This is a genomic window from Hymenobacter sp. HD11105 (assembly GCF_054051685.1).
In genome coordinates, this window is record NZ_JBSWBR010000005.1 from 26,556 (window position 1) to 49,507 (window position 22,952).

The 22,952-nt window shown below is 52.9% G+C and carries 18 protein-coding genes; 7 read left to right on the forward strand and 11 right to left on the reverse strand.

From position 1 onward, the window contains the following. Positions 1-6: 6 nt before the first annotated feature. Positions 7-675, reverse strand: coding sequence for a DUF4956 domain-containing protein (locus ACW9KT_RS15830; RefSeq protein WP_457082103.1), 669 nt, complete (start codon positions 673-675; stop codon positions 7-9). Positions 676-740: 65 nt separating this feature from the next. Further along, positions 741-1,820 carry an HlyD family secretion protein gene (locus ACW9KT_RS15835; RefSeq protein WP_457082105.1) on the reverse strand — a complete coding sequence of 360 codons (1,080 nt, stop codon included), beginning with the start codon at positions 1,818-1,820 and terminating at the stop codon, positions 741-743. Positions 1,821-2,253: 433 nt separating this feature from the next. On the opposite strand from ACW9KT_RS15835, the gene ACW9KT_RS15840 reads away from it, so the two are divergent. Both ACW9KT_RS15840 and ACW9KT_RS15845 read left to right on the forward strand, forming a co-directional pair. Beyond that, positions 2,254-3,792 carry a YifB family Mg chelatase-like AAA ATPase gene (locus ACW9KT_RS15840; protein ID WP_457082107.1) on the forward strand — a complete coding sequence of 513 codons (1,539 nt, stop codon included), beginning with the start codon at positions 2,254-2,256 and terminating at the stop codon, positions 3,790-3,792. A gap of 82 nt (positions 3,793-3,874) precedes the next feature. Continuing rightward, positions 3,875-4,915: a quinone-dependent dihydroorotate dehydrogenase gene (locus ACW9KT_RS15845; RefSeq protein ID WP_457082108.1), complete on the forward strand. Its 1,041-nt coding sequence runs from the start codon at positions 3,875-3,877 to the stop codon at positions 4,913-4,915. Here ACW9KT_RS15845 and ACW9KT_RS15850 read toward each other — a convergent pair. Continuing rightward, complete coding sequence (locus ACW9KT_RS15850) at positions 4,910-5,176, reverse strand: hypothetical protein (protein WP_457082110.1); 267 nt, start codon at positions 5,174-5,176, stop codon at positions 4,910-4,912. The two genes, ACW9KT_RS15845 and ACW9KT_RS15850, sit on opposite strands and share 6 nt — an antisense overlap. A gap of 37 nt (positions 5,177-5,213) precedes the next feature. After that, a complete protein-coding gene (locus tag ACW9KT_RS15855; protein ID WP_457082112.1) occupies positions 5,214-6,332 on the reverse strand; it encodes an acyloxyacyl hydrolase in 1,119 nt (372 codons plus the stop codon). A gap of 296 nt (positions 6,333-6,628) precedes the next feature. Between ACW9KT_RS15855 and ACW9KT_RS15860 the strand changes: the two genes are divergently transcribed. The 4 genes from ACW9KT_RS15860 (at position 6,629) to ACW9KT_RS15875 (ending at position 9,769) form a co-directional block, all read left to right on the forward strand. Further along, positions 6,629-7,366, forward strand: a complete 738-nt coding sequence (locus ACW9KT_RS15860; RefSeq protein WP_457082114.1) for a porin family protein — start codon at positions 6,629-6,631, stop codon at positions 7,364-7,366. A gap of 169 nt (positions 7,367-7,535) precedes the next feature. Further along, positions 7,536-8,207, forward strand: coding sequence for a porin family protein (locus tag ACW9KT_RS15865; RefSeq protein WP_457082116.1), 672 nt, complete (start codon positions 7,536-7,538; stop codon positions 8,205-8,207). Positions 8,208-8,375: 168 nt separating this feature from the next. Next, positions 8,376-8,999 (forward strand): porin family protein, encoded by a 624-nt coding sequence (locus ACW9KT_RS15870; RefSeq protein WP_457082117.1) that lies wholly within the window; start codon positions 8,376-8,378, stop codon positions 8,997-8,999. Positions 9,000-9,148: 149 nt separating this feature from the next. After that, a complete protein-coding gene (locus ACW9KT_RS15875) occupies positions 9,149-9,769 on the forward strand; it encodes a porin family protein (protein WP_457082119.1) in 621 nt (206 codons plus the stop codon). A 52-nt stretch (positions 9,770-9,821) separates the two neighbouring features. Here ACW9KT_RS15875 and ACW9KT_RS15880 read toward each other — a convergent pair whose 3' ends face one another. The 5 genes from ACW9KT_RS15880 to ACW9KT_RS15900 form a co-directional block, all read right to left on the reverse strand. Further along, positions 9,822-11,186 (reverse strand): dipeptidase, encoded by a 1,365-nt coding sequence (locus ACW9KT_RS15880; RefSeq protein ID WP_457082121.1) that lies wholly within the window; start codon positions 11,184-11,186, stop codon positions 9,822-9,824. A 142-nt stretch (positions 11,187-11,328) separates the two neighbouring features. After that, positions 11,329-12,138, reverse strand: coding sequence for a DUF2490 domain-containing protein (locus ACW9KT_RS15885; protein ID WP_457082123.1), 810 nt, complete (start codon positions 12,136-12,138; stop codon positions 11,329-11,331). A 111-nt stretch (positions 12,139-12,249) separates the two neighbouring features. Then, positions 12,250-12,747: a DUF2199 domain-containing protein gene (locus ACW9KT_RS15890; protein WP_457082125.1), complete on the reverse strand. Its 498-nt coding sequence runs from the start codon at positions 12,745-12,747 to the stop codon at positions 12,250-12,252. A gap of 30 nt (positions 12,748-12,777) precedes the next feature. After that, entirely contained in the window at positions 12,778-13,416 is a 639-nt protein-coding gene (gene plsY / locus ACW9KT_RS15895) for a glycerol-3-phosphate 1-O-acyltransferase PlsY (protein ID WP_457082127.1), read from the reverse strand. 318 nt (positions 13,417-13,734) lie between these two features. Further along, positions 13,735-18,978, reverse strand: a complete 5,244-nt coding sequence (locus ACW9KT_RS15900) for a hypothetical protein (RefSeq protein WP_457082129.1) — start codon at positions 18,976-18,978, stop codon at positions 13,735-13,737. A gap of 534 nt (positions 18,979-19,512) precedes the next feature. On the opposite strand from ACW9KT_RS15900, the gene ACW9KT_RS15905 reads away from it, so the two are divergent. Further along, positions 19,513-20,148: an NUDIX hydrolase gene (locus ACW9KT_RS15905; protein WP_457082131.1), complete on the forward strand. Its 636-nt coding sequence runs from the start codon at positions 19,513-19,515 to the stop codon at positions 20,146-20,148. A 24-nt stretch (positions 20,149-20,172) separates the two neighbouring features. Here ACW9KT_RS15905 and ACW9KT_RS15910 read toward each other — a convergent pair whose 3' ends face one another. Both ACW9KT_RS15910 and ACW9KT_RS15915 read right to left on the reverse strand, forming a co-directional pair. Beyond that, a complete protein-coding gene (locus tag ACW9KT_RS15910) occupies positions 20,173-21,786 on the reverse strand; it encodes a family 43 glycosylhydrolase (protein WP_457082133.1) in 1,614 nt (537 codons plus the stop codon). A 59-nt stretch (positions 21,787-21,845) separates the two neighbouring features. Further along, positions 21,846-22,910, reverse strand: a complete 1,065-nt coding sequence (locus ACW9KT_RS15915; RefSeq protein WP_457082135.1) for a glycoside hydrolase family 43 protein — start codon at positions 22,908-22,910, stop codon at positions 21,846-21,848. Between the last annotated feature and the right edge of the window lie 42 nt (positions 22,911-22,952).

Here is a 22,952-nt window from a genome sequence, read left to right on the forward strand (position 1 = left end):
ATGAGACTACTCTTGTAAGGCCAGTGTAACCTGTTTGACACCTTCCAATCCCTTTAAGGCATCAAGCAGTCCTTGACTGTTATCATCAGACTTTAAGTGGGCCGTGTAGGAGAACTGCGTAAGCGAGCCCTTTTTCAATTGGGATGACTGAGTGCTCACCATCTTGAAGCGCTTGCAAAAGGTCTCTAGAATAGGCGTGTAGTCACTTCCGTTGCTCAACTCAGCTTTGCGAATAATGGTCAGCACGAAGTCTTCCTGCCGGGTATTGGCAAAGCCCCGAGCCATGGCAATGGTCACTACTCCAATGAGCAAGCACCCAACCAGCGCCACTGAATACAAGCCTTCTCCGCAGGCCAAACCAATGGCTAAAGCGAAGAAAAGGAACATGAAGTCCTGCGCTGCTTTCGTAGCCGTCCGGAATCGGATGATGGATAAAATGCCCACCATGCTAAACGCCTGCGCTAGATTATCCCCCACTACCATCATTACAAAAGCAGTAATCATGGTCAGCATCACGATGGATCTGATCAGATTTACGGAGTACCCGCCCTTCCGAAAAGCAATGATGTAGAAAAAGGAGATCAGCAAACCGCATAGCATAGCCCATAGCGTGTTGCCCAGTACCTCCCGCACCGTGATAGTAAAATCAAAAATCGCCTTAACGTCCTGCTGCATAAAAGGTAAAGCTCAGCGGTGAGCAGTATTCAAACTAGAATAAGAAAGGGGATATGAGCTGGCGCTTAGTACAGGAGCATCGACTCCATGGTGCGCGCTACGTGGCCCTTTATAGAGATCGGTTGGCACGAAATAGTCGTTCTGACCACCATTCCCGGAACCAGAGGAGCGCTCTTATCCTCGATTAGAGCCGTAACAAAGAAGGCTTGCCGACCATCGACAATCTGGACCGTGTTGTCTATACCGATTATTCTGCCAATGGCAGTTTGAGTCGTTCCCGTAATTGCTACCTCTATTTTCTGCTCCACCTGGACGTAGTTTTTTTCCAGGTAATTCACAGGCAGCAACACCACGTAGGCCGAATTATCAGCCACGGACACCAATACTTCCTCCGTTGGATTTGCCGCCGCTTTTTGCAGTAGCACGGTTCCCGAAACCGGCGTTACCACCGTCAACTCCTTCAGGCTGTGCTTGATTTGTTGAATTTGCTGCTCAAGTGAATTGATGCGCGTACGAATAACCCGGACTTGCTCCGGTTTGCCCCCCGTAGTGGCCGACTTATACCCAGCCTCAATCATGCGCACATTCAATTCGCGCACCCGGAGCATATTAACTGCAAGCTCATAGTCCTGCTGAGACGTCAACGAGTCCTGATGAAGGGCCTCGGTGCGTTGAGTTAGCGTGCGCTGGGTTGCTAACTCCTGCTTGGCCAACGCCAGCTGGTTTGCCACCCCTTCAACGTCCGCAGACTTTTGGCCGGAGTTGATAAGCTCTAATTCGGCTTGCTGCACAGCTAGTTCGCCCTGCAACTGTACCAGCCGCTCCTGGTCTTGGTTGGAGTACATGCTGGCTACCGTATCCCCTTTGGTCAGCTGAGGCTGGTGATATATCTTAGGATTTAGCTGAAAGTCAGCTTGATAGCCTCTTTGAAATACAGAAGCGGAAAAGGCACTTAGTCGTCCTGTCCGATTATCCTTTAGCGTAGAAATCAAGTTGCCATTTTGAGCACGGCTTAGTGTCCATTCGCTAGCTGGCATCACTAAGCTGCTCGTATCAATGGTATAAGGAAGAGCAGTTGGCGCTAGTTCTAGTGCTGCCAGTATTAGCACAATGGGTGTAGCTGCTAAGAGTAAGTTTCTTTTCAAGAACACGTTGGCTAGAAATAACAGTGATATAATTCAGCCGATTCCTGGAAAATAATTATTAGAATCGTACCATTTTATTAAGACATAGAGATAACCCAATAATTGAGCCAATAAGCCTATAAGACCTTCAGCCAGCTTGGTGTTAAATCAGTTTAAGCGTGGTATGATAAAACTTGTTTCTAGCAAAAACTAGGGCAAGCGCTCGTTATCTATGACTTTAATAGCTTCCACACGCTTTGTTTTCAGCATTTTCCTATAGCCCATCTCGCAGTCACGAGATTTTCGAGGCTGCTAAGATCATCTTGCCTCAAGCGTGAGTATCACTTAATGTAAGTGCAAGTAGCCGACTTAAAAACGCTGCTTTCCAGTTAAGCCGGCTTTTTCGTTTCTATCTTTGATCCAGCTTTCAACCTATACTATTTTCTTAGCATCAATGCTTACCAAAACCTACGGCTCAGCCGTGCAGGGAGTTAATGCCAATACCATTACAATTGAGGTAGTTGTAACGCAGGGAACGCTATTTTATGTAGTCGGCTTGGCCGATAATGCTATTAAGGAAAGCCAGCAGCGGATTGAGGCGGCGCTGAAGTTTCGAGGGTATAAGATGCCGCGCACTAAGGTGGTAGTAAATATGGCCCCCGCCGACGTGCGCAAGGAAGGCTCAGCCTATGACTTGCCCATTGCCCTGGGCATTCTGCACGCTTCTCAGCAACTAAATACCGAACAGCTAGGCGATTATATCATCATGGGCGAGTTGGCCCTTGATGGCAGTCTGCGGCCTATTCGAGGTGTACTGCCCATTGCTATTCAGGCCCGTAAAGAGGGCTTTAAAGGCTTTATTCTCCCTCGCGAAAACGCCCAGGAAGCCGCCATCGTGAACAACCTGGATGTGATTCCGGTGGACAGCATGCAGCAGGCCATCGACTTCTTTGAGGGTCGCTTGGAAATTGCCCCCCTACGCATTGACACCCGCGACGTATTTCAGCACACCGTCAACCAGTACACCGCCGATTTCGCTGATGTGCAGGGCCAGGAAAATATCAAGCGCGCCCTAGAAATAGCGGCCGCTGGGGGGCATAATGCCATTATGATTGGCCCACCCGGGGCGGGCAAAACGATGCTAGCCAAGCGCCTGCCCAGCATCCTGCCTATGCTATCGATGCAGGAAGCGCTGGAAACCACCAAGATTCACTCGGTAGCCGGTAAGCTTGGTTCGAATGCTTCCTTGCTTACTACGCGGCCATTTCGGTCGCCTCACCATACCATTTCGGATGTAGCACTGGTAGGTGGTGGCGGCAACCCGCAACCGGGCGAAATCTCGCTCTCGCACAATGGGGTTCTGTTTCTGGATGAGTTGCCGGAGTTTAAACGCACGGTGCTGGAAGTGATGCGTCAGCCTTTGGAAGAGCGTCGAGTAACCATTTCGCGGGCTAAGGTGAGCATCGAGTTTCCAGCCAACTTCATGCTTATCGCCAGCATGAACCCCTGCCCGTGCGGTTACTATAATCACCCAGAGAAAGAGTGCGTTTGCGGCCCCGGCGTGGTACAACGCTACCTCAACAAAGTAAGTGGGCCGCTGCTGGACCGAATTGACTTGCACGTGGAGGTGACGCCCGTTACCTTCGACCAGATGACGGAAACCCGCAAGTCAGAGAGCAGCGCCGATATTCAGCAGCGCGTAGAGAAGGCCCGCGCCGTGCAAAACGCCCGCTTCAAAGACTTCCCCGACATTCACTCCAACGCCATGATGCCTTCGCAAATGGTCAAGGATATTTGCCAGATTAACACAGCCGGGCGAGCTTTGCTGAAGACGGCTATGGAACGGCTTGGCCTTTCGGCCCGCGCCTACGACCGCATATTGAAAGTAGCCCGCACCATCGCCGATCTGGCCGGCACAGAGGAGATTCGCATTGAACACTTAGCCGAAGCCATTCAATACCGAAGCCTGGACCGGGAAGGCTGGGCCGGATGATTTCATTTAATAGTGCCCGTCAACTGGTTGCCCTGCTCAACGCCCGTAGCTAAGTTGCTAAATGTTAATTGATAATTGTTAAATGTATAAGCGCTTCGTCAAACCTCTCCTTTTTCAGCTCGACGCGGAGCGCGCGCATCACTTTGTTTTTGATAACCTCAAGCGCGGCTACCGCCTGCCCGGCACGGCGGCCCTGCTGCGTGGCCTCTACGATTTTCATCACCCTAGCCTGGAAAGGGAGGTTTTTGGGTTGAAATTCAAAAACCCCGTGGGCTTAGCGGCCGGCTTCGACAAAAACGCCGACCTCACCGACGAGCTAGCGGCCCTGGGTTTTAGCTTTGTAGAAATAGGAACTGTTACCCCGCGGCCCCAACCAGGTAATCCGACTCCACGCCTGTTTCGACTGCCTGCCGACGCGGCCCTGATTAACCGCATGGGCTTCAACAATGAAGGCGCCGAAGCCGTGGTGGCCCGGCTGCGCCAGCGCCGCTCGTCCATGATTATTGGCGGCAACATTGGTAAGAACAAAGACACGCCGAACGAGCAAGCCGGAGCCGACTATGTAGCATGTTTCGACGCGCTGTTTGATGTAGTTGACTATTTCGTGGTCAACGTCAGTTCGCCCAATACGCCTAACCTTCGTCAGCTCCAGGAAAAAGGGCCACTCATTGACTTGTTGCAGCAAGTGCAGGCCCGCAACCAGGCCCGCCCTACGCCCAAGCCTCTCCTGCTCAAAATCGCGCCCGACCTGACCGACGGTCAGCTCGACGACATCCTGCTTATCGCGCGGGAAACGCAGCTCAGCGGCTTGGTAGCTACCAACACTACCATTAGTCGGGAAGGCTTGCAAATTGCCCCCCAGCGGGTGCAGCAGCTAGGTGCGGGCGGCTTAAGCGGGCGTCCACTGCGCCAGCGCGCCACGGAGGTAATTCGGTATCTGCACCAAAAATCGGATGGGCAGTTTCCTATTATGGGTGTGGGGGGCATTTTTTCGGCCGCCGACGCTCAGGAGAAGCTCGCTGCTGGTGCGGCGCTGGTGCAGCTTTACACAGGCTTTATCTACGAGGGCCCGGCGCTGGTGAAGCGCATCAATCAAGCGTTGGTGCAGAAAAGCGACTTATAAGGCGGTGTTGCTCTCTAGCTGTTGGCGCTCTGGCGTCGGCACTTGGATTTGCAGACGTACCTCCAAGAGCTGTTCAAGGCGCCGCCCTTGGTCAAACTTAGCTTTGTAGCGGCGCTGCACCCAGATGAGCGGTGGCACCATGACTAGCGTGGGCCACAGAAAATTCCAGGGAGCAGGAATGAACGTGAGGCTGGTGGCCGAAAACGCCGATACGGCCGCTATATAAGCGCCCACAAACCCCGATATATGGTTGTGCAGCAATTGCCCTGTAGGCCAGGGTCCAGTGCTGCGAAAATGCTTACAGCTTTATGCCTAGTCGCCACTCGATTACGTCGGCAGCGCCGCGATGCACCTTTAAGTCTACGGAGCCGAAAAGCTGCTCGGTAAAGTGGTATTTCAAACCGATACGCTCGTAGTAAAAGCTATTGGATTTGTATGGGTTATACACATAAATGCCCAGGTGCGTAACCACGGACATGCGCCCGAACAGCAGGTCGTGACCGACGAACACGCCGGCTTTTTTTACGTCAATTAAGGCCTCGCCATTGCGGGTTGTGTCGCGCTGCTCAGCCAGTAGGCCCCGGTCGTAAAAGCCCTCTGCGCCTGCTACTAAGTTGCTCTTGCGGTTCACGCGTCGGCCGACCAGCACCGTGGCAGAATTGACCAGATACTTCTGCCGGTTCGACTCGTTGCGCTGCTTGTAGCCAGCCGTAGCGCTTATGTTCCAGAAGTTGCGACCAATATCTTCGGGTTGGTAGCCGGGCACCTCAGCTTTAGGCCGAAATGGACGCTGCTGATGATAATTCAGGCCCAGCATCACCGTCGGGATATTAATACCCAAGTTAGGCTTGGTGGTAGCGCCGTTGGAATAATGGTTGAGCCCCACACCCACCAACAAGCCCAAGTGCTCCGAAATGGCCACATCGTATTCGGCCCGTAGCTGTAGCGTGGCATTCAGGCGCGAACTGACAATCAGATTCTTATGGTTAGTTTCTTGATTGAAGCCATTGGTGAAATAGCCCAAGCCGGTACCCATGCGCAAGTTCAGCTCGTGCCGCGCCGTGCGCAGAAACGCCTTATTCAGGTATACCGTAGCCGCATACGACTTGCCCAGCACCGGATTGTGGTAGTCGTAGTAGATGAAGGCCACGCCCACTTTTGGGTAGCGGTACCAAGCGTGCCAGGGGGCATTTCCGGTGGTTTGGCGCTGCGCATTTATCTCAAATCCCGTTGGGTGGGCCGTTACTAGGTGAGCTACCCGCGGCGTATGGGCAATGATAAATCCGCCTTGCACGTAAGCCCCCAAAATCAGCGGCGAGCGGGTCTGCCCGTCCGCGTTCGTTGCTTGCGCGCGCGCCAACGGACGACAAAAGCCTAGTGCGGCGCAGGCAAATAAAACAATACGACCAAAATTCAATCGACCAAAAATAACCATAGAGCAGCACGTCGCAGCCCAAAAGTAATAAAACCTGTGGCACAACCCGATGGAAACATGCTGTCTAGCCTCGTGCGACTAAGCACTTGAGCACTTTGTACTTGGCGGAAACAATAGCTCTCTGGCAGACGCCGCAACGGTGCTGCTTCAATATTAAATACCTCCTGAGCCGCAACTTTTACTCTCCATTTTACGGTATGAGGCCCTGACAATCGTTTGTTGAACCGAGCTTAGTATCGGATTTACAGAGTCTTACCAAAACCATTTTTACCTTTTTTATGAAAAAGTTTGCAGTACTAGCTCTAGGCCTTTTGACGGCTTCCGTCGCCCAAGCTCAGGACCCGGGCGGCTTTCGCATTGGCTTAAAAGCCGGTGCCACTTACTCTAACATTAGCGGTGATAACGTAGAGCAGATTACGGGCGCGGGCTATAGCGGTGATTTTGGCGATTACAAGTTTGGCTACAACGCCGGTGTATCGCTGAGCATCCCGGTTAGCTCCGATGGCTTCTTCTCCTTCGCTCCCGAGTTGCTGTACAACCGCAAAGGCTACGAAATCAGCTCGACCCAGAAAAACCCGGGCGCTGGCATTGAGAAGCTGGAAGTGGAGCAGCAGCGCGTGTTGCACTACCTAGACGTGCCATTGTTGGCTAAAATCAACGCTGGGGGGCTTTTCTTCGAGCTTGGCCCACAGGTGAGCTACTTGTTCGGTTCGAAGAACAAGAGCCAGACCACCACTAAGTTTACCAACGGCGACAAGGACAAAGTAGAGAACAACGGCAATTTCCTTGACTACACCGGCATCAGCCGCGATGACGCTTACAAGTCTGACTTGGCGCAGTTTGATATTAGCGGTGTTGCTGGTATCGGCTACATGACCGAAGGCGGCATCAGCTTAGGCCTGCGCTATGCGCGCGGCTTCAACTCGCTGATTGACACCAAAGATCAGGACAACGAGCCAAAAGCATTTAACAACGCTTTTACCCTACAGTTGGGCTACCTGATTCCGACCCGATAGTCGTCTGTAGTTGAGCTTATTAGAGCGGGTTGCCATATTCTGGCAACCCGCTTTTTTATGGCAATTATGAATAGCCATAGAACTCATTTTAATGTTGCATTAATTTGATAATGAAACACTTATAAATAATTATCGTTAACAAACTATCAATACTTAACCTATTTGCATTATGAAAAAAACTGCATTTGTACTAGCCAGCATGCTTACGGCTGCGGCCTTCGCTTCATCCGACGCCTACGCCCAAGGAATCCGCTTTGGTGTGAAGGGCGGTGCTAACCTTTCCAACCTTTCTGGTGACTTAACCAACGAAGATGTATATGACAATAAGTATGGCTTCCATGGCGGCTTGATGCTGAATGTGGGCTTAGTGGGCGACGGTTTCCTCTCTATTCAGCCGGAGGTGCTGTTCTCGCAAAAAGGCTACAAGTATGCCGACGACTCATTCACCGTTTTGGGCCAGACGTACACCTACAAGGGCGAGCAGACCTACAACTACATTGATGTGCCGGTACTGCTGAAGGTCAACGCTGGGGGGCTTTTCTTTGAGGCCGGCCCGCAGTACAGCTACTTGCTGAGCGTGAAGGACAATTCAGAACGCCGTCTCAGCAACGGCACCACGTACTCCCGCGTCGATAACCGCGACTTGGACAATGTGCGACGCAATGAAATAGGCTATGCGGCCGGCCTGGGTTATCAAAGCCCCATTGGCCTGCTGCTCGGCCTGCGCTATAACGGTGCCTTCACCGATTTTGCCAAAAATGGCTATCGCGACGACGAGTTGCGCAACGCTCGCAACTCCGTATTTCAACTCTCGCTCGGTTATTTGATTCCGAACCGTTAGAGTAATTTCTAAATCCTTAACACAGAACACCTAACTCTATCTGTTAGGTGTTTTTTTTATTATTTATTAGAATATTTAAATATCTGGCATAGTTATGAAGCACAACTATAGCATCCATGCTTTTGACTGTATGAAGCGTGTCAACCATCTTATTTTTATTCTTAACCAATGAAAAAGGTTTTTCTTTCCCTTCTGCTAACTGCTGGTGTTGCTTCTTTCAGCCATGCACAAGGCGTAAAACTGGGCTTGAGAGCTGGCGTTAACCTAGCCAACCATGCTGGCAAAGGCGTAGAGAATATCGAAAAAGCACAGGATGCTGAGTTTAAATCCTTGATTGCTCCTCACGGTGGTATTACGATTAATGCTCCTTTAAGCAGCGATGGCTTCTTTTCCTTACAGCCAGAGCTTCTTTACTCCCAAAAAGGCTCACGCTTGGAAGGAGATGGTAAGAAATATACCTCTCGTCTTCACTACATTGATTTACCAGTGCTTGCGCGTATCAATGCTGATGGGCTAATTTTTGAAGCCGGACCGCAGTTTGGCTATTTAGTAGGAAAAAAAGATAAGCAGGAGATTGCTGGTGTGACCAGTGAGTTTGATAATATTGACGGTTACAACCGATTTGATATTGGTTATGTGGCCGGTGTTGGCTACCAGTTTGCTTCCGGCCCTAGCCTGACGGTACGCTACAATGGTGGTCTCTCGCCTATTAGAGAAAATCAAACTGACGAGCAGAAGACGCGCAACTCAGTAATTCAATTTTCGCTAGGCTACGTTTTCGGTGGCAACTAGAAACCACTATTAACCACAAAGAAGCCCGCTCTCTAACTTGGAGAACGGGCTTCTTTGTGGTTAATAATGGTTAAGAAAAAAGCCGGCGCATCTGTACTTACTTTTGCCTACCGCTTCGTTACTAGCTTCACGCGCTTCCTTCGTATTGTATGAAACACCTCTTTTTAGGCCTGATACTGCTGCTACTGGCTAGCACTACTAGCTATGGGCAGCTCGTGCGTCTGCGGCCGGGCCTTAAAGTGGGGGGAAGCCTGAGCAGCGGCGTCGGCAAGGATATAGTGGATAGCAAGTTGCGCGTGGGCTACCACGGGGGCGCTACCCTAAACCTAGGCGTAGGCGAGCGGTTTTCGTTGCAGTCGGAAGGATTGTACATCATTAAGGGCGACAAGTCGCTGGTGTATGGGCCCAGCATCTTATCGGAGCTGCGATACCTAGATGGACTGGTGCTCTTGCGCTACACGACTACCGATATCTTCTTTGAAGCGGGTCCCCAAATGGGGCGCCTACTGTCGGTAAAAAGTAACCTTGAGAACGTAGATGCCTTGAGCGTGGAAGAGGGCCCCTTCCGCGAGATTGAGTACGGCTATGCCTTTGGCTTTGGCTACCAAGACCCAGGCGGACTCAGCGCAGGCTGGCGCTACAACGGCGGCCTCACCAACATTTTCAAAAGGGTCGGGTTTGGCAATGACGAGTCGGAGCAGTTGCAAGCCCGCAACGGGGCGTTGCAGTTTTATGTCGCTTACCGGTTTTTTAATAAGCGTAAGAAGTAAAAAAGCCCCCCAGCAGTATATGGGGGGCTTTTTACTTCAACAGATAGGCGCCTTACTGAGCCGATGCGGCCGCGTAGTTGCGGTAGAAGTGCGGAATGGTTTCAATTCCTTTGAGGAAGTTGAATACTCCGAAGTGTTCATTGGGTGAGTGAATGGCATCCGAATCGAGGCCAAACCCGAGCAGTACCGAATCCAGCCCGAGCTCCGACTTGAACATGGCCACAATCGGAATGGAACCGCCGCCGCGCGTGGGCACTGGCTTTTTGCCGTAGGTGGTTTCAATGGCTTTAGCCGCCGCCAGGTACGCTATCGAATCGGTGGGCGTAACGACGGGCTCACCGCCGTGGTGAGGCGTTACCTTCACCGTGACGCCCTGGGGGGCAATTTTCGTGAAGTGCTCCTGAAACTTCTGGGTGATTTCGTCCGAGGTCTGGTGGGGTACTAAGCGCATCGAGATTTTGGCGTAGGCCTTGGAGGCAATCACCGTTTTGGCGCCTTCGCCCGTGTAGCCACCCCAAATGCCGTTCACGTCCAGCGTGGGCCGGATGCTGGTGCGCTCGATGGTGCTATAGCCTTTCTCGCCGTAGATATCTTTCAGGCCAATGCTTTGCTTGAAATCCTCGTCAGAATGCGGCGCTTTGGCCATTTCGGCGCGCTCATCGGCGCTTAGCTCATCTACGTTGTCGTAGAAGCCGGCTACGGTGATGTGGTTGTTCTCGTCGTGCAGGCTGGCAATCATCTTGCACAGCACGTTGATGGGGTTGGGCACTGCACCGCCGTAAATACCAGAGTGCAGGTCGCGGTTGGGGCCAGTTACTTCTACCTCGTGGTAGCTCAAACCGCGCAAGCCTACTTCGATGCTGGGCACATCATTAGACAACATGCCGGTATCCGAGATTAAAATAACATCGGCCTTCAGCTTCTCCTTGTTGGTCTTCACGAAGATGCCGAGGTTATTAGAGCCTACCTCTTCCTCGCCCTCTATCATGAACTTCACGTTGCAGGGCACGCCACCGTCCTGGCTCATCATCTCGAAGGCTTTTACGTGCATGTACACCTGGCCTTTATCGTCGCAGGCGCCACGGGCGTAAATCTTCTCGTCTTTGATTACCGGCTCAAAAGGCGGAGACGTCCATAGCTCATACGGGTCGGCGGGCTGCACATCATAGTGGCCGTACACGAGCACCGTGGGCAGGCTGGGGTCAACTATTTTGTCGCCGTACACGATGGGATAACCGGCAGTCTGGCACAGCTCAACATTCTCCACACCGGCTTCTTCAAGTCGGGTTTTGAGAAAGTCAGCGGCCTTCAGCACATCACCCTGAAACTTGGGATCGGCGGAAACGGATGGAATACGAAGCCAGTCGAGCAGCTCAGTGAGGAAACGCTCTTTGTTTTGATCGAGGTAAGTGGGCATGGGTGGTGAGATTGATTGGGAATGCGAAGTAAAAGTAACAACGATTGCCTCACCCGCTACGAAGAGTTTTTGCAGCTGCTCGCCTGGCTTCCATCTGCCTCCTTCCCTTCTTATGTCTCAACCCTTAAGTCTGCCCTCCGACTTACTTGCGGCGGATGTCCAGGTTCACGATAGTGTTGACAATGAAACCATTGTTGTATTGAAACACGTTGCGGCCTTCAATTTCACGAGGTAATTGCACGATCTGCTGTAAAAATCCGCCTTCCAATCGAAATGCAGGGCTGAAGCGGTAGCCCAGCAATATTCCAAGACGATTCTGGTCGAACACATTTTCGCCCACATTGCGGCCGAAGCCCAGAAATACCTCGTCGTAGGTGGCTAGGTAGGCCTGGCGTTCCTTAGGTGAAGGCTGACCGAGCGGCACTTGCAGACGCAGCATATAGCGGGCTCGGTTCAGATACACGGTTTCGTCGGGGCGGGGGCTGTTGGGGCTCAGAAAGCGGCCCACCCACCGCTGCTCGAGCATAAACCGATGCGTGATTTCTACGCGCCCCATCGGGTTGCTAAGCGTAGCCATTTGATAAACCCGGTGCTCAGGAAAGCGCCGCCCGGCGGCTTGGAGCGGAAAGTCGCCGTACGGGAAGGTTTCAATCCAGGCGTAGCCCAGCCGCAGGGTAAAATTATCGGTAGCGTGGTAGTTCAGGCCCGTACGCAGCAGACTCTGCTGCCAGTTGAGGACCAGCTCATCGCGGCGAAACTGGTACTCGAAATGGCCGCTCCAACGGTCAGTCAGGCGCAGCGTGCTGAAATTGGTAAACCAGCCGATGGTGTTGCGGTCATTAAGGCGGGTATTTTGGCCCATTGCCGGGCCGGCCAGCAGCAGGCTGGCAAAAACGCAGCGCCCAGCCCAGAGGGCCAGACGCTTTAGTATAAAGTGATGTTGTGTTCTCATTTAATCGTTGATACGCGGAATTCGGGCAAATCTTTCAATGTCTCGAGCAAAAACTCCACTTTACCCGTGGTCAGGTTATATACCCCGCCCACAATCAGCATCTCGCCCTCGTTATCTATTGATACTCTTTGCCAAGTACTCATGTACTATTTCCCACGCGCTATTCAAACTAATTCCTTCGCGTTGAGCTATGGCAAAGGGGTGCTCAGTAGGCTCCAACTCGATGGAGGGCCGCAATCCCTGCCCTTGGAAATGCGCCATAGTTTTCAAGCTGATGGTAAAAGGGAAAGATTTGATTTCTGTGCAAAGCCACCCAAAAAAGGGACCAATTTCTGAAGAATTTGGATGTTGCTGATATAGATGAAAATGCTCCTTTTTTTGGCTAACCCAAACTCCAAAACCAAAGCTTTCTTCCTGCCCGTGAACTGGTACTTCTACTATTCCCCGAATAAAATAATCTTCTTCATCAACGATGCAGGTGTCTGCCGTTAATTGTACTCTTTCCTTTCGCTCCTCCTCTGGCATATCATATAAGATGTAGGGCATAGCCGAACCAATGTCAGGCAAGCCTTCATGGATCTGCCCACAACACACGCATTGATAGCCCATAAAAGTTGTAGTTGATATTATTCAAGAAACCTACTTGCGCCCAAACAACGGCACCCTACTCTCCGTCCCAGCCCGAAGTCTTCCAATGTTAGCCCGATGAGTATAAATCAGCAGACCGGCCAGCACGAAGCCGAACACTAATAGCAGCGTATTATCCGGCCGAAACGGGGGCAGCAGTTGCAAAAGAGCGAAGGCGACGCCCGCTGCCATAGAGGAGAGCGACACGTAGCGAGAAAGCAGCAACACAGCTAGAAATACCAGAATGCACACACCCACCGTACCCGGCGCAATGGCCAGCATCATGCCCAGCACCGTAGCCACGCCCTTGCCGCCCCGAAAGCCCGCGTAGATGGGATAGATATGGCCAACTACCGCCAGCACGCCGCACGCCAGTTGGAAGTATAGCAAGTGCTCCGCCTGAATTGCCCCCCGGTTCAGCATGACTGTAGCCAGCGAAGTTGCCGCCCAGCCTTTCAGCACATCAATGGCCATTACGACCGAGCCAGGTCGCTTACCCAGTACGCGAAAGGTATTGGTAGCGCCCGAGTTACCGCTACCGTGCTCCCGAATATCCAAACCAAAAAACCACTTCCCTACCCACAAAGCCGTGGGGATGGAGCCGATAAGGTAAGCGGCCACAAGCAGACCGAGTATAGTAGCAATGTTCATAGGGTGAAGAGGCGGGAAGTACGGATGTGCTCAAAGATAGAAGCCTTGTTATCTTAACTTATACGTAAGTGTCAGCGCAGCTATAACAGAATACTGAAATGGCGGTCATAATGGTTGTCATGACCTCTCTTCACTGACCATCATCATTATTCTGGCGGTCAGGCAGAGCGGGAGCGAAGCAGCTCGCCAGCGGTGGCAGGATTACTAATCAATCATCAGCACGCGAGCTGCTTCGCTCCCGCTCTGCATGACCGTTAGCAGTAAAAAGCCCCCCAGATCATTTCTGGGGGGCTTTTTCTTAAGCAGAATCTGAATGTGTTACGAATCACCGAAAGGATCTTCTTCGTCGGCTTTTTTCTTCTTCTTCTTCTCCTTCTCTTTTTTCGGCTCTTCTACCGGCTTTTCAGTCGGCGGAGCGGCTTGATCTACGGCTTCGTCTTTCTTCTTTTTCTTGCGGCCAGTGTCTTCAGCGGGTGCATCGGGAGCAGGCGTGGTGCCCTGGTCTACTATCGGCTCCTTTTTCTTTTTCTTCTTTTTGCCGGTGTCCTCCATGTTATCGAAGTTGCCCTCGTCGTTGCCGCTGGAGATGGGCGCTACCTTCCGCTTCTTGATATCCTCACCGAGGTAGTCTTTGCGGAAATGGTCGAGGAAAAGCTGTACTTCTTGGTCGTCGCCGAGGTAGAAGCCATAGGTGGTGGCGGTGTTGTAGTCGCCTTTAGCCTTCAAGCTGATAATCTCGTCGAAGGAGCCATGCTGGGCTTTCGCCAGCACCACGTTGTTAGTGTACTTGATGTAGTACCACGTGCGGGGCTCAGCTTCCAGATAAATCTCGACGGCGTCGCCGGTACTTTCGCGCTTGATTTCGATGTAGCCGTCAATCAGAGCGTTTAGGTCTTTCTTGCCAATACTAGCTAAGCCAATTTTGCCCACCGAATACCACGCCTTTTTCTTCTCCGACCACTCAAAGTTTACCTTATTCAGCACGATTGTATGCAGGAATTTGGACGAGAGCTTTTGCAGCGGCACATATTTACCCTTGCTGGCAGCGTAGCTCTGTACGGCTTTGCTGCCGATAAATTCTCCTAGCTTATACAACTCGTTCTGAGAGCCATCTAGTGCTTCGGGCGCTCCTTTGATGTTATTGGCTATGTCAGCGGCCATGGCTTCAATGGCTTTCTCAGGCATGTTGATGTCAAAGGCCAAGAAGGTATCCAACTCGTAGCGGTTGCTGTCGGGGTTGGCCCGGCCCACGCCGGCAGCCGTCAGAGCGTAGTCTTTGTTGGATTGAATCAGCTCCATCTTGCCCCGAAACGTCATAGTGCCCGTAGAGTCGTCGAGCTTCAATACCTGACCTTCGTAGATATTGATGTCATTGGCGTCGTGGCGGGCGATGGTGTAGTTGCGCTTCTTGGCATTGAAGCTCAGCGTGCCATCTACCTTAAAGACGTTCAGATCAGTAACATCGGGCTTGGGAGCAGCAAAGAGTGGATACACCTTGGCCGTACTTCCCGACAGGAACAAGCCCGTGAGCATGGGCGTGCCGTCTTCCGTGGTCAAGTCACGGAGCTTGATGCGCATATTCTTGGGGTCGATACTATCCTGGACTGCAAACCAACCACTGGCCGCGGGCTGGGAGGTGAAGTCCAAGCGGGCCTGTCCATCGAAGATAAAGCCGCGCCGCTGCGAGTTGAGCCGCACACTGCCCCGGTAAGGAATACGGGGCCCGAGCCGGAATTTCTCGGCGGCCTGAATGTTGGCTACCGCCACAGTCGGCGGCGCCAACGGGCTCATAATACTTTCTTTTTTGCCCCCCAGCAGCCCTTTACCACTCCCGCGGCCCGTCTGCGCTAAGCTGCCACGGGTTGCCACCGAGTCCACGGTGAAGTTGGCAAACTTGATGGCAAAAGAATCAGCAGTGGCATTGCGGTAGCTATGCAAGGCACTGCCAGTAAACGACGTGCGCGACTTTACTTCAATCTCACCCTTGTACAGGTCGTGGTACTTGGTTAGCGTATCCATCACGATGCCCGCGTTCTTAAAGGAGCGCATTTGGGCGTTGGCCAGCACGTATACCTTGCTGCTGTCGGGTACAATCCAGGCGTCAGCGGAGGCAATGTAAGGCACGCCACCAGCCACGAGGCGGTAGCGGCTTAGGTCGTACTCCCCACTGGTACCCCGGAATTTCAGGCCTTTTTGCTCTTCTTTAGTCGAGTAGAAATATGCCTTGGTTGAGTCGGCGCCGGGCGCCACGCGCATCTGTACAAACTTCTTCTTGAAATCCCAGCGGCCGCCGCTCAGCGTAGTTTTGAAGTCAGAGTACGGCAGGTCGATACTGGCTTTGCTGCCTTCCTCACGGGTGAAGTTGGCGTAGCCCTGCTTGATGTCGTAGTCGAATCCTACCTCATTAGCCGTCAGAGCCGGCTTGTTGGCTTCCGAAGACTTGATGCTGAGCGTAGATTTTCTTCCCTTATAGCTGGTGGGCAAAAATGTAAACTGCGGGGAGCGGATAAAGGACTGGGGGCCATCCATCCGTCCGTCGCCGTACAGGCCACCGGGCGTTAAAATGGCAGTACCCTTAAAGCCATACTCACCGGCATAAAACTTCAGCGCCATCCCATCTTTCGGAGTGCTGATGTACATGGAGTCGGCTTTTACGACCCACTTCATCTCATACCCGGGCAGCAGCGCGACGTTGGCGTAGCTAACCCCATTCAGCGGCCCCTGCGCAATAGTCCCTGATTTGCCGGCGGTCACCACGGAGTCCTGGTAGAAGATAAACTGCTCACTTTGCAGCTTACCCACCAAGTAAGTCAGCTCGCCATTGCCCTGAATACCGCGGTTGCTCATCTGCACCTTATTGTACAGGCGGCCTTTGCCCCCGTACACAGGCAAGCCCTCTTTAGGCGCGTTGTAATTGAAGCCCAGCGAGCCATCATCCTGCAGGCTCAGCTTGGTTTGAATAGGCGGCAAAATGCCCCCCGACATAAACGTACCCTTGAACCCGACAGCCGAGCGGTTCTTGTTGTTCAGCGAGTCGAGGCGAAAAGGAGGAATGTCGAAGTAAACGGCCGTATCGTAGGCGCCACCTAGTACTTCGGGCTTGTTGAAGAACACGTAAGCACCCGTAGAAGCATCGAAGGATGGATAAGCACCTAGCCGCTTCCGGCCTGACTTATTCTTCGGGTCGTTGATGTAAAGCTTACCAGACGATGTTTTCTTTTTGTTAGTGAGGGCAAAATCGGCGTCTTTGCGCGTCTTCATCACCGAGCCTTTCGAGTTCTTGCCCTTTACAATGATAGAGTCAATCTTCACCAGATCAATGAAGAAACCGTCGTAGTCGAACCTGAACTCTTTGCCCTTGAAGATAAAGGCGGAAGCGACTACCGTTCCGTTAAATAATACGCCCCTGTTTTTCTGAATGCGAATTGTACTGCTGTCGGGCTTCACGTACACCGTCACGGAGTCGTCGGAGAAGTTGAAGCGGTCCACGCCGCGCACGATCAAGTCGTTGCTATTCAAATCTAGGGTCGCGTTCTTACCGCTCGGCGACAGCGACTTGATGGCAATGTGGTCGTAGTCTTTCTTGCCGCGCGAGGAGCGCACATAATGGCTCGCTTTGGGCAATAAGGTAACCTCGTCGGCTTCCGCATTCCAGGCTACGTAGCCATCGCGCGCCAAACCGGCCACCGCCGAGCGCACATTGGCCTCCTTCACCTTCAAATCAGTGGCCATTTGACTTACTGTGAAGGATTTAACGTCGCCGTGGGCTTGACTATAGCCTACTACCATTTGCAGGGGATGCAGCTTATTTATAGCCTTAATCTGCTGGTAGCGGGTGTTGGTATAGAACTCCTTCGACTCGAAGCTGGCCGTTACCTGATTCTTGGCGGTCAGCATCGAAAAGTCGATCAGCGGCGTGCGAATGGGCCAAGTAAGCAGCTCCGTCGCGATTTCCATCTGATGATAAGAGTCGTAGTACGGCGTGGTTTTGTACAAACCATCCTCCCGGTTTAGCTGCAACACCTGGTTGCGCTTGTTGTATTTGAGTTTAACGCCGGGGTGGGTGAGTGAGTCCGCTTTGTCCTGATAGATGGTCACGGCGGCACGAGCAGCCGTCAGCAGAGAATCGCCGAGCACGTAGGCCCGCGAAGCCGCAGCAAACTTGGTTTTGCCATCGGCCTGCACAGTAATGCGTGATAAACTGCCATCGAGCGAGGCGCTCAGCATTTTGTTGCCAGCCAGCGAAAAGCCCCCCACATAGCGAATGTTGTCGCCTAGATTCTTTACGCGAGCATCGTTGGTCAGCGAGATAAAGCGCGGATAGCCTGAGTCGGTAGCACCGGGCTTTTTCTTTACGCTTTTGTAAGAAAATGCCCCCTGAATAGGCGCTTCCAACACCGCCGGATATGTGAGCGTGACGGGCTCAGCGGTAAACTCGGCTTTGGCAATATCGAAATCGTAGCTAGTTAGGTCAGCCGTTACAGGGTTGCTGTTCAACGTCCAGGCCATTTGTCCACCCTGGCCCACGAAGCTGCTACGGCCGGGCACTACGATGCCACTGGTTTTGCGCAGCACCACGCTGTCACCGGCGGTGGCCATCATTAGGTCGGCGTCTTTGATAATAAGCACCGGTCCGCGGGTAGGCGGCGCCATATAGGTGTCGTAGTTGTCGAAGGCGGGCGTTGGTGCAGGCTCGGGAGCTTTCACGACAGGCTCAGCAGCCTTAGCGGGCGTTTTGGCCGTGCTGATTTTGGCGGGCGCCTTCGCTGCGGCTTTCTTCTTGGGAGTACCCCAACCATCATCGCTGCCCCAGCCATTGTCGCTGCCGGAGTCCCAGAGGTCGGCGGTATCCCAGCCGTCGTTGCTTTTTTTCTTGGGCTTAGGCTTAGCTGGAACTGCGGCTGGCTTGGGCGTGGTAGCCAGCGGCTCAGTCTTGGCAACTACGGGCGCGGGCGCTACGGGCTTTGGGCGCGGCGGCGCGGGCAGCGGATTATCGTTCTCGTTGTAGGCAAAGCTAAAATTGCCCCCCAGCACCCGCAGATTATTGTAGCGCGAGGTATACAGGGTCTTGGTGTTCAAAAACTGGGCAGCACTAGCCAAAAACTTCTCAGTAGTAGCTGGCTCCTCTTTTTCCACCGCTTTGGCTACTACCCCCAGTAGTTCCGTCATTTGCTGATCGGAGAGATTCTGCTTGGTAGCTCCAGCCAGAAGGGTCTGGAAGAAGGAGTCGAAGTGCGGGCGCGGACGGTATTTCTTGGCCAGCATCTGCTGGGAAATCGCCACAATAGTTGCTTGGTGCGTAGCGGTGAGCTTGTTGGTTCCCCACAGTTGCTGTAAGCTGGCCGCGGTGGCTTTAGCCGCCGCATTGTTGGTACTGGCCATCATGGCCTGTACATCTACTATGTATTGAGCCGGCTCTTGTGAGAGCTTACCGCCCGAGCTGCGTGGCGCCGGAGCAGCCGCACCGGGAGCGGGGGCTTGGGGCTTGGCTTGCTGCGCCCACAAGGGCACGCTTCCCCCCATTATTATCAAACAAAACCAACCAAAGACAAGATGCTTCATACTCACTCCATCAGGACCGTAATAAGAGAGCTACAATTTCGCAAAAACCAGGCAGATTTTCTTAGAGACGTCCCAAAAACCGCTTGGCTGCAGCATTTACGCCATTTTTCATAGAATAGTACCTAGTTAATACGCTATAATTGCACAAGACAGCTCCTACCTATTATTGAAAAAATTCAATAGCACAATACAGAATGAAGACGAGTCATTGTCACTATGAGGCAGCAAGCGCTACTGTATCTCGTGCTCTTACGCATTTACCATGACACAAAAAAGCCCCCCAATTGAAGTTTGAGAGGCTTTTCATTATATGTATTTGTTAACTGCCACTATGTGTAACCAGCATGCTTGAACGGAGTAAGTGAACTATATAGTATTTGTATCATCATTAAGATCAGCCTACTACGCTAAACGAACTTTGTTATCAGACCCATTATCTAATTTTACAATTGATTCATTCACTGTACTGATAATTTTAAACGTCAGCTAAGCATCGTCGTTTACTGGCTTCTCCTACTACTTATACGCTTACCTATGTCTGCTTCTGCTGTACTAGCTCTAACTCAACGTCTGCAAGCGCTAGCGCAGGCCGGTCTCACATACGCCGAAAACGCTTACGACACCGAGCGCTACGCCGAAATACGCTCTATCAGTGCAGCTTTAATGCAAGAGCTATCTGGAGTACCACTTGAAAAAATAACAACGCTCTTTGCCTCCGAAACCGGCTACCAAACTCCTAAGGTAGACGTGCGCGCAGTTATGTTTCGGGGAGAGAACGAGGTGTTGTTGGTTCAGGAAAAAATGGATGGTAACCGCTGGACCTTGCCCGGCGGCTGGGCCGATATAGGCCTGACACCCTTTGAAGTAGCCGTAAAAGAAGCGCGTGAGGAAAGTGGCCTGCAAGTACAGGCTAGGCGGCTACTAGCCTTACTCGACAAGAGAAAGCACATGCACCCGCTTCAGTATGCATACGTGTACAAATGCTTTGTGCACTGCGAGGTAGTGGGGGGCGATTTATCCTCCGAGACCTCCGAAACCTTAGGAGCACGCTGGGTGCGACGAGAGGAGATTGCGGCCTTGGACCTCTCTACTGACCGCGTCACGGCTTCCCAGCTTGACACCATGTTTGCCTTTGCTCGCAATCCTGACCTGCCCACCCTCTGTGACTAAGTCATATGACGCTGCAAACGTCGATTACTGATTTTCCAAGGTAAAATTCTCAAAAGCCACGGTAGCCGTAACCGGACCTTTTGCCAGCACGCCAGCCCGCACGCCCCGATCCCAAGGCGGTAGGTAGGTGCCATTCACGGGCGCACTCATACCCGGCATGGCTTGCCAGGTTTTGCCGCCGTCGGTGCTCCAGTCAAAGCGGAACTGATTGCCACCTTGGGCCTGCATTCGTAAAGTAAGGGCAGCGTTGGGGGGCATTTTCACTTCGCTTAAAGTTTTCTGTTTGCCTTTTTGCAGTTGCCAGAGCTGCATTTTGCCGTTGCCCGTGGTAAGTGCCAGGGTGTTTTCCGGGTCGCCGTGGGCGGCCAATCCAGCTACGGTGCCAGCTGGCAGCTTACTGGGGTTAAGCAGCGTAGTGGTAGCGGTATAGTTGGCGGTGGTGGTGTGCTGGCCGAGTACGGCGCCGCTGTGCTGAGGACGGGCCGTGAGTTGCAGCTTTCCGTCGCGCAGGGCTACTGTGGGCCGCTCTTCAACAGGCCACTGCCAGGTCGGCAGCAGGGTAGCCTGGTCAAATTCATCGTTCAAGTTGCGGGGCTTGGGAGCGGAAGCAGTGCTGGCGGCCACCGTATTGTCGGCCCGGAACTCCGGCCACTCATTGGCCGTCCAGGTGAATTCGCTTATTACACCTTGGCGGCCCACAAATTCGAAGCTGCGCGTATCGTAAGCGTGGTGCAACATGTACCAACGGTTGCCGCGGTTGAACACGGTACCATGACCGGGGCAAGCCCACTTGTCATTCTTGGTCAGGATCGGGTTCTTGTCGTATTTCTCCCACGGGCCCAGCAGGTTCTTCGCCCGTGCCACCCCTATGCCGTAGGTACAGGTGGGCCCACAGCAGCCGTTACCGGCATAAAAGGCATAGTAGTAGTCGTTGCGCTTTACCATAGCTACGCCCTCCACGAGGTTGCCCTCCCATGGATCCGTGTTGCGAAACAGCTCCTTTTTTTCTCCCATCAAGGCCGTGTGCTCCTCGTTGAGGCGCTGAGCCCAAATGGGAGTGGGCAGGTTGCGGCTATTGCCATCTTCCTTCCAAATCAGGTACAGCTCACCTTTCTCGTCGCGCATCGGAAACCCATCGATGGAGCCTACCTCCTGCCCTACTATGGGCCCATGGTCGCGGTAAGGCCCCTCGGGGCTATCGGCGCTGGCGATGCCTACGGCCAAGTTGCCGCCCTTTTGGTGAGCGGTATAATAGATATACGTTTTGTTGCCTTCCTGACTAATTTCCGGCGCCCAGAAGTAGTAATCGGCCCACTCGGGCAGCTCATTGGGGAATACATGCCCCGCCAGCTCCCAATCCGTTAAGTTCGTCGATTTCAGCAAGGGAAAGACCGGCCCCCAGTTTGAGGAAGTAGCCGTGGCCCAGTATGTGTCGCCCACTTTGGTAATCGACGGATCAGGAAAGTCGCCGGCCAACACGGGATTGACGATGTTCAGTGCGGGCACGTCGGCTTCAGCCAGTGTTTCGGCCGTATTGGCCGTCGGGGTGCTGACAACAGTAGAGGCTTTTTGCTGGCAAGCGCCCAATAAGCTGAGGGCTAGCCCTAAAATCAGGTTTGTAGGCTTGTTTAGTGTCATAAAGGAGAGAGCTACAAGTACTTTAATAGGTGGAGACACGCTGGGGGGCAATTTGAGGCTTACTCGCCACCCGGCTCCGGCAACTGCACCCCAATAGGCTCCGGGGTCCCAAAGTTGGGCGTGTCATCGGCGTTCCAGGTAAACTTTTGCATGCGCGGACTACGGGCGTCGCCGCAACCTTGATTGGGGCCCGCGTTGGCGTGGTACAGAATCCAGTCTTCCTGCCCGTTTTTCGATTTAAAAAAGCTGTTGTGACCCGGCCCATAGGCTCGGTCCGCTGGATCTTTGATAAAGACGGGCGTAGCCAACTTAGTCCAGGAAGTCGGAATCATTGGGTCGGCGGTGCTGCTGGTAGTGAGCAAACCCAGGCCGTAATCATCGGTATTGCAGTGGCTGGCCGAGTATACGATGAAGGTTTTATTGTTGCGCTTTAGTACCTGGGGAGCTTCGTTCACCTTAGGGTCGCCGTTTCTTTCCCACGGGTATTCAGGTCGGCTCAACTCGGCTCGGGGGCCGCTTATCGTCCATGGGTTACTCATAGGGGCAATATATAAGCGTTGCTCCACAGATCCGGCTTCCTGACCCGACCAGAGCAGGTAGCGCTTGTTGTTTTGCTCCAAAATAGTGGCATCAATGGCCCACAGATCCTGATTGGGTACCGCAATCTGACCTTTCTCTACCCAAGTACCGGTAGTTGGATCAGCAGCAGCGTTTTCCAACACCCACAGCCGCTGTCCGCCGCAGCAATTACCTGGACCGGCCGTGAAATACACGTACCACTTCCCGTCTAGAAAGTGAATCTCGGGGGCCCAAATGTCCCGTGAGGCGACACCAGAAGCCGACGGCGTCCAAATTACCTTGCTCGTTGCCGACCCCAACTCCGACATCTTCGCCGTTTTCCACAGCCGCAGGTTATTGCCCGTGGTGTGCATGTAATAATAGAAGCCGTCCTTCTCCGTCACCCATGGGTCAGGGCCGGAGGACAAGATTGGGTTTTGGAAAGTGATGGCATCAACGCTAGGAGTAGGCTGCGGAACAGAGGTCTGTGGCTTGTCTTTTTCACAAGCCACCAACCCTAGCACCAATACACTACTCAGGAGGCGGCGAAGCAGAATGGAAAGCATAATGTTGAGTATTAGTTACGGATACTAGCAATACGCTAAACC

Excerpts from the sequence above, each read along its gene's own strand:
- ACW9KT_RS15900 (WP_457082129.1), bottom strand. The coding sequence starts at position 18,978 with ATGAAGCATCTTGTCTTTGGTTGGTTTTGTTTGATAATAATGGGGGGA.
- ACW9KT_RS15910 (WP_457082133.1), bottom strand. The coding sequence starts at position 21,786 with ATGACACTAAACAAGCCTACAAACCTGATTTTAGGGCTAGCCCTCAGC.
- ACW9KT_RS15885 (WP_457082123.1), bottom strand. The coding sequence starts at position 12,138 with ATGAGAACACAACATCACTTTATACTAAAGCGTCTGGCCCTCTGGGCT.
- ACW9KT_RS15915 (WP_457082135.1), bottom strand. The coding sequence starts at position 22,910 with ATGCTTTCCATTCTGCTTCGCCGCCTCCTGAGTAGTGTATTGGTGCTA.
- ACW9KT_RS15875 (WP_457082119.1), top strand. The coding sequence starts at position 9,149 with ATGAAACACCTCTTTTTAGGCCTGATACTGCTGCTACTGGCTAGCACT.
- ACW9KT_RS15845 (WP_457082108.1), top strand. The coding sequence starts at position 3,875 with ATGTATAAGCGCTTCGTCAAACCTCTCCTTTTTCAGCTCGACGCGGAG.
- ACW9KT_RS15880 (WP_457082121.1), bottom strand. The coding sequence starts at position 11,186 with ATGCCCACTTACCTCGATCAAAACAAAGAGCGTTTCCTCACTGAGCTG.
- ACW9KT_RS15830 (WP_457082103.1), bottom strand. The coding sequence starts at position 675 with ATGCAGCAGGACGTTAAGGCGATTTTTGATTTTACTATCACGGTGCGG.
- plsY (WP_457082127.1), bottom strand. The coding sequence starts at position 13,416 with ATGAACATTGCTACTATACTCGGTCTGCTTGTGGCCGCTTACCTTATC.
- ACW9KT_RS15840 (WP_457082107.1), top strand. The coding sequence starts at position 2,254 with ATGCTTACCAAAACCTACGGCTCAGCCGTGCAGGGAGTTAATGCCAAT.
- ACW9KT_RS15905 (WP_457082131.1), top strand. The coding sequence starts at position 19,513 with ATGTCTGCTTCTGCTGTACTAGCTCTAACTCAACGTCTGCAAGCGCTA.
- ACW9KT_RS15870 (WP_457082117.1), top strand. The coding sequence starts at position 8,376 with ATGAAAAAGGTTTTTCTTTCCCTTCTGCTAACTGCTGGTGTTGCTTCT.
- ACW9KT_RS15890 (WP_457082125.1), bottom strand. The coding sequence starts at position 12,747 with ATGGGCTATCAATGCGTGTGTTGTGGGCAGATCCATGAAGGCTTGCCT.
- ACW9KT_RS15860 (WP_457082114.1), top strand. The coding sequence starts at position 6,629 with ATGAAAAAGTTTGCAGTACTAGCTCTAGGCCTTTTGACGGCTTCCGTC.
- ACW9KT_RS15865 (WP_457082116.1), top strand. The coding sequence starts at position 7,536 with ATGAAAAAAACTGCATTTGTACTAGCCAGCATGCTTACGGCTGCGGCC.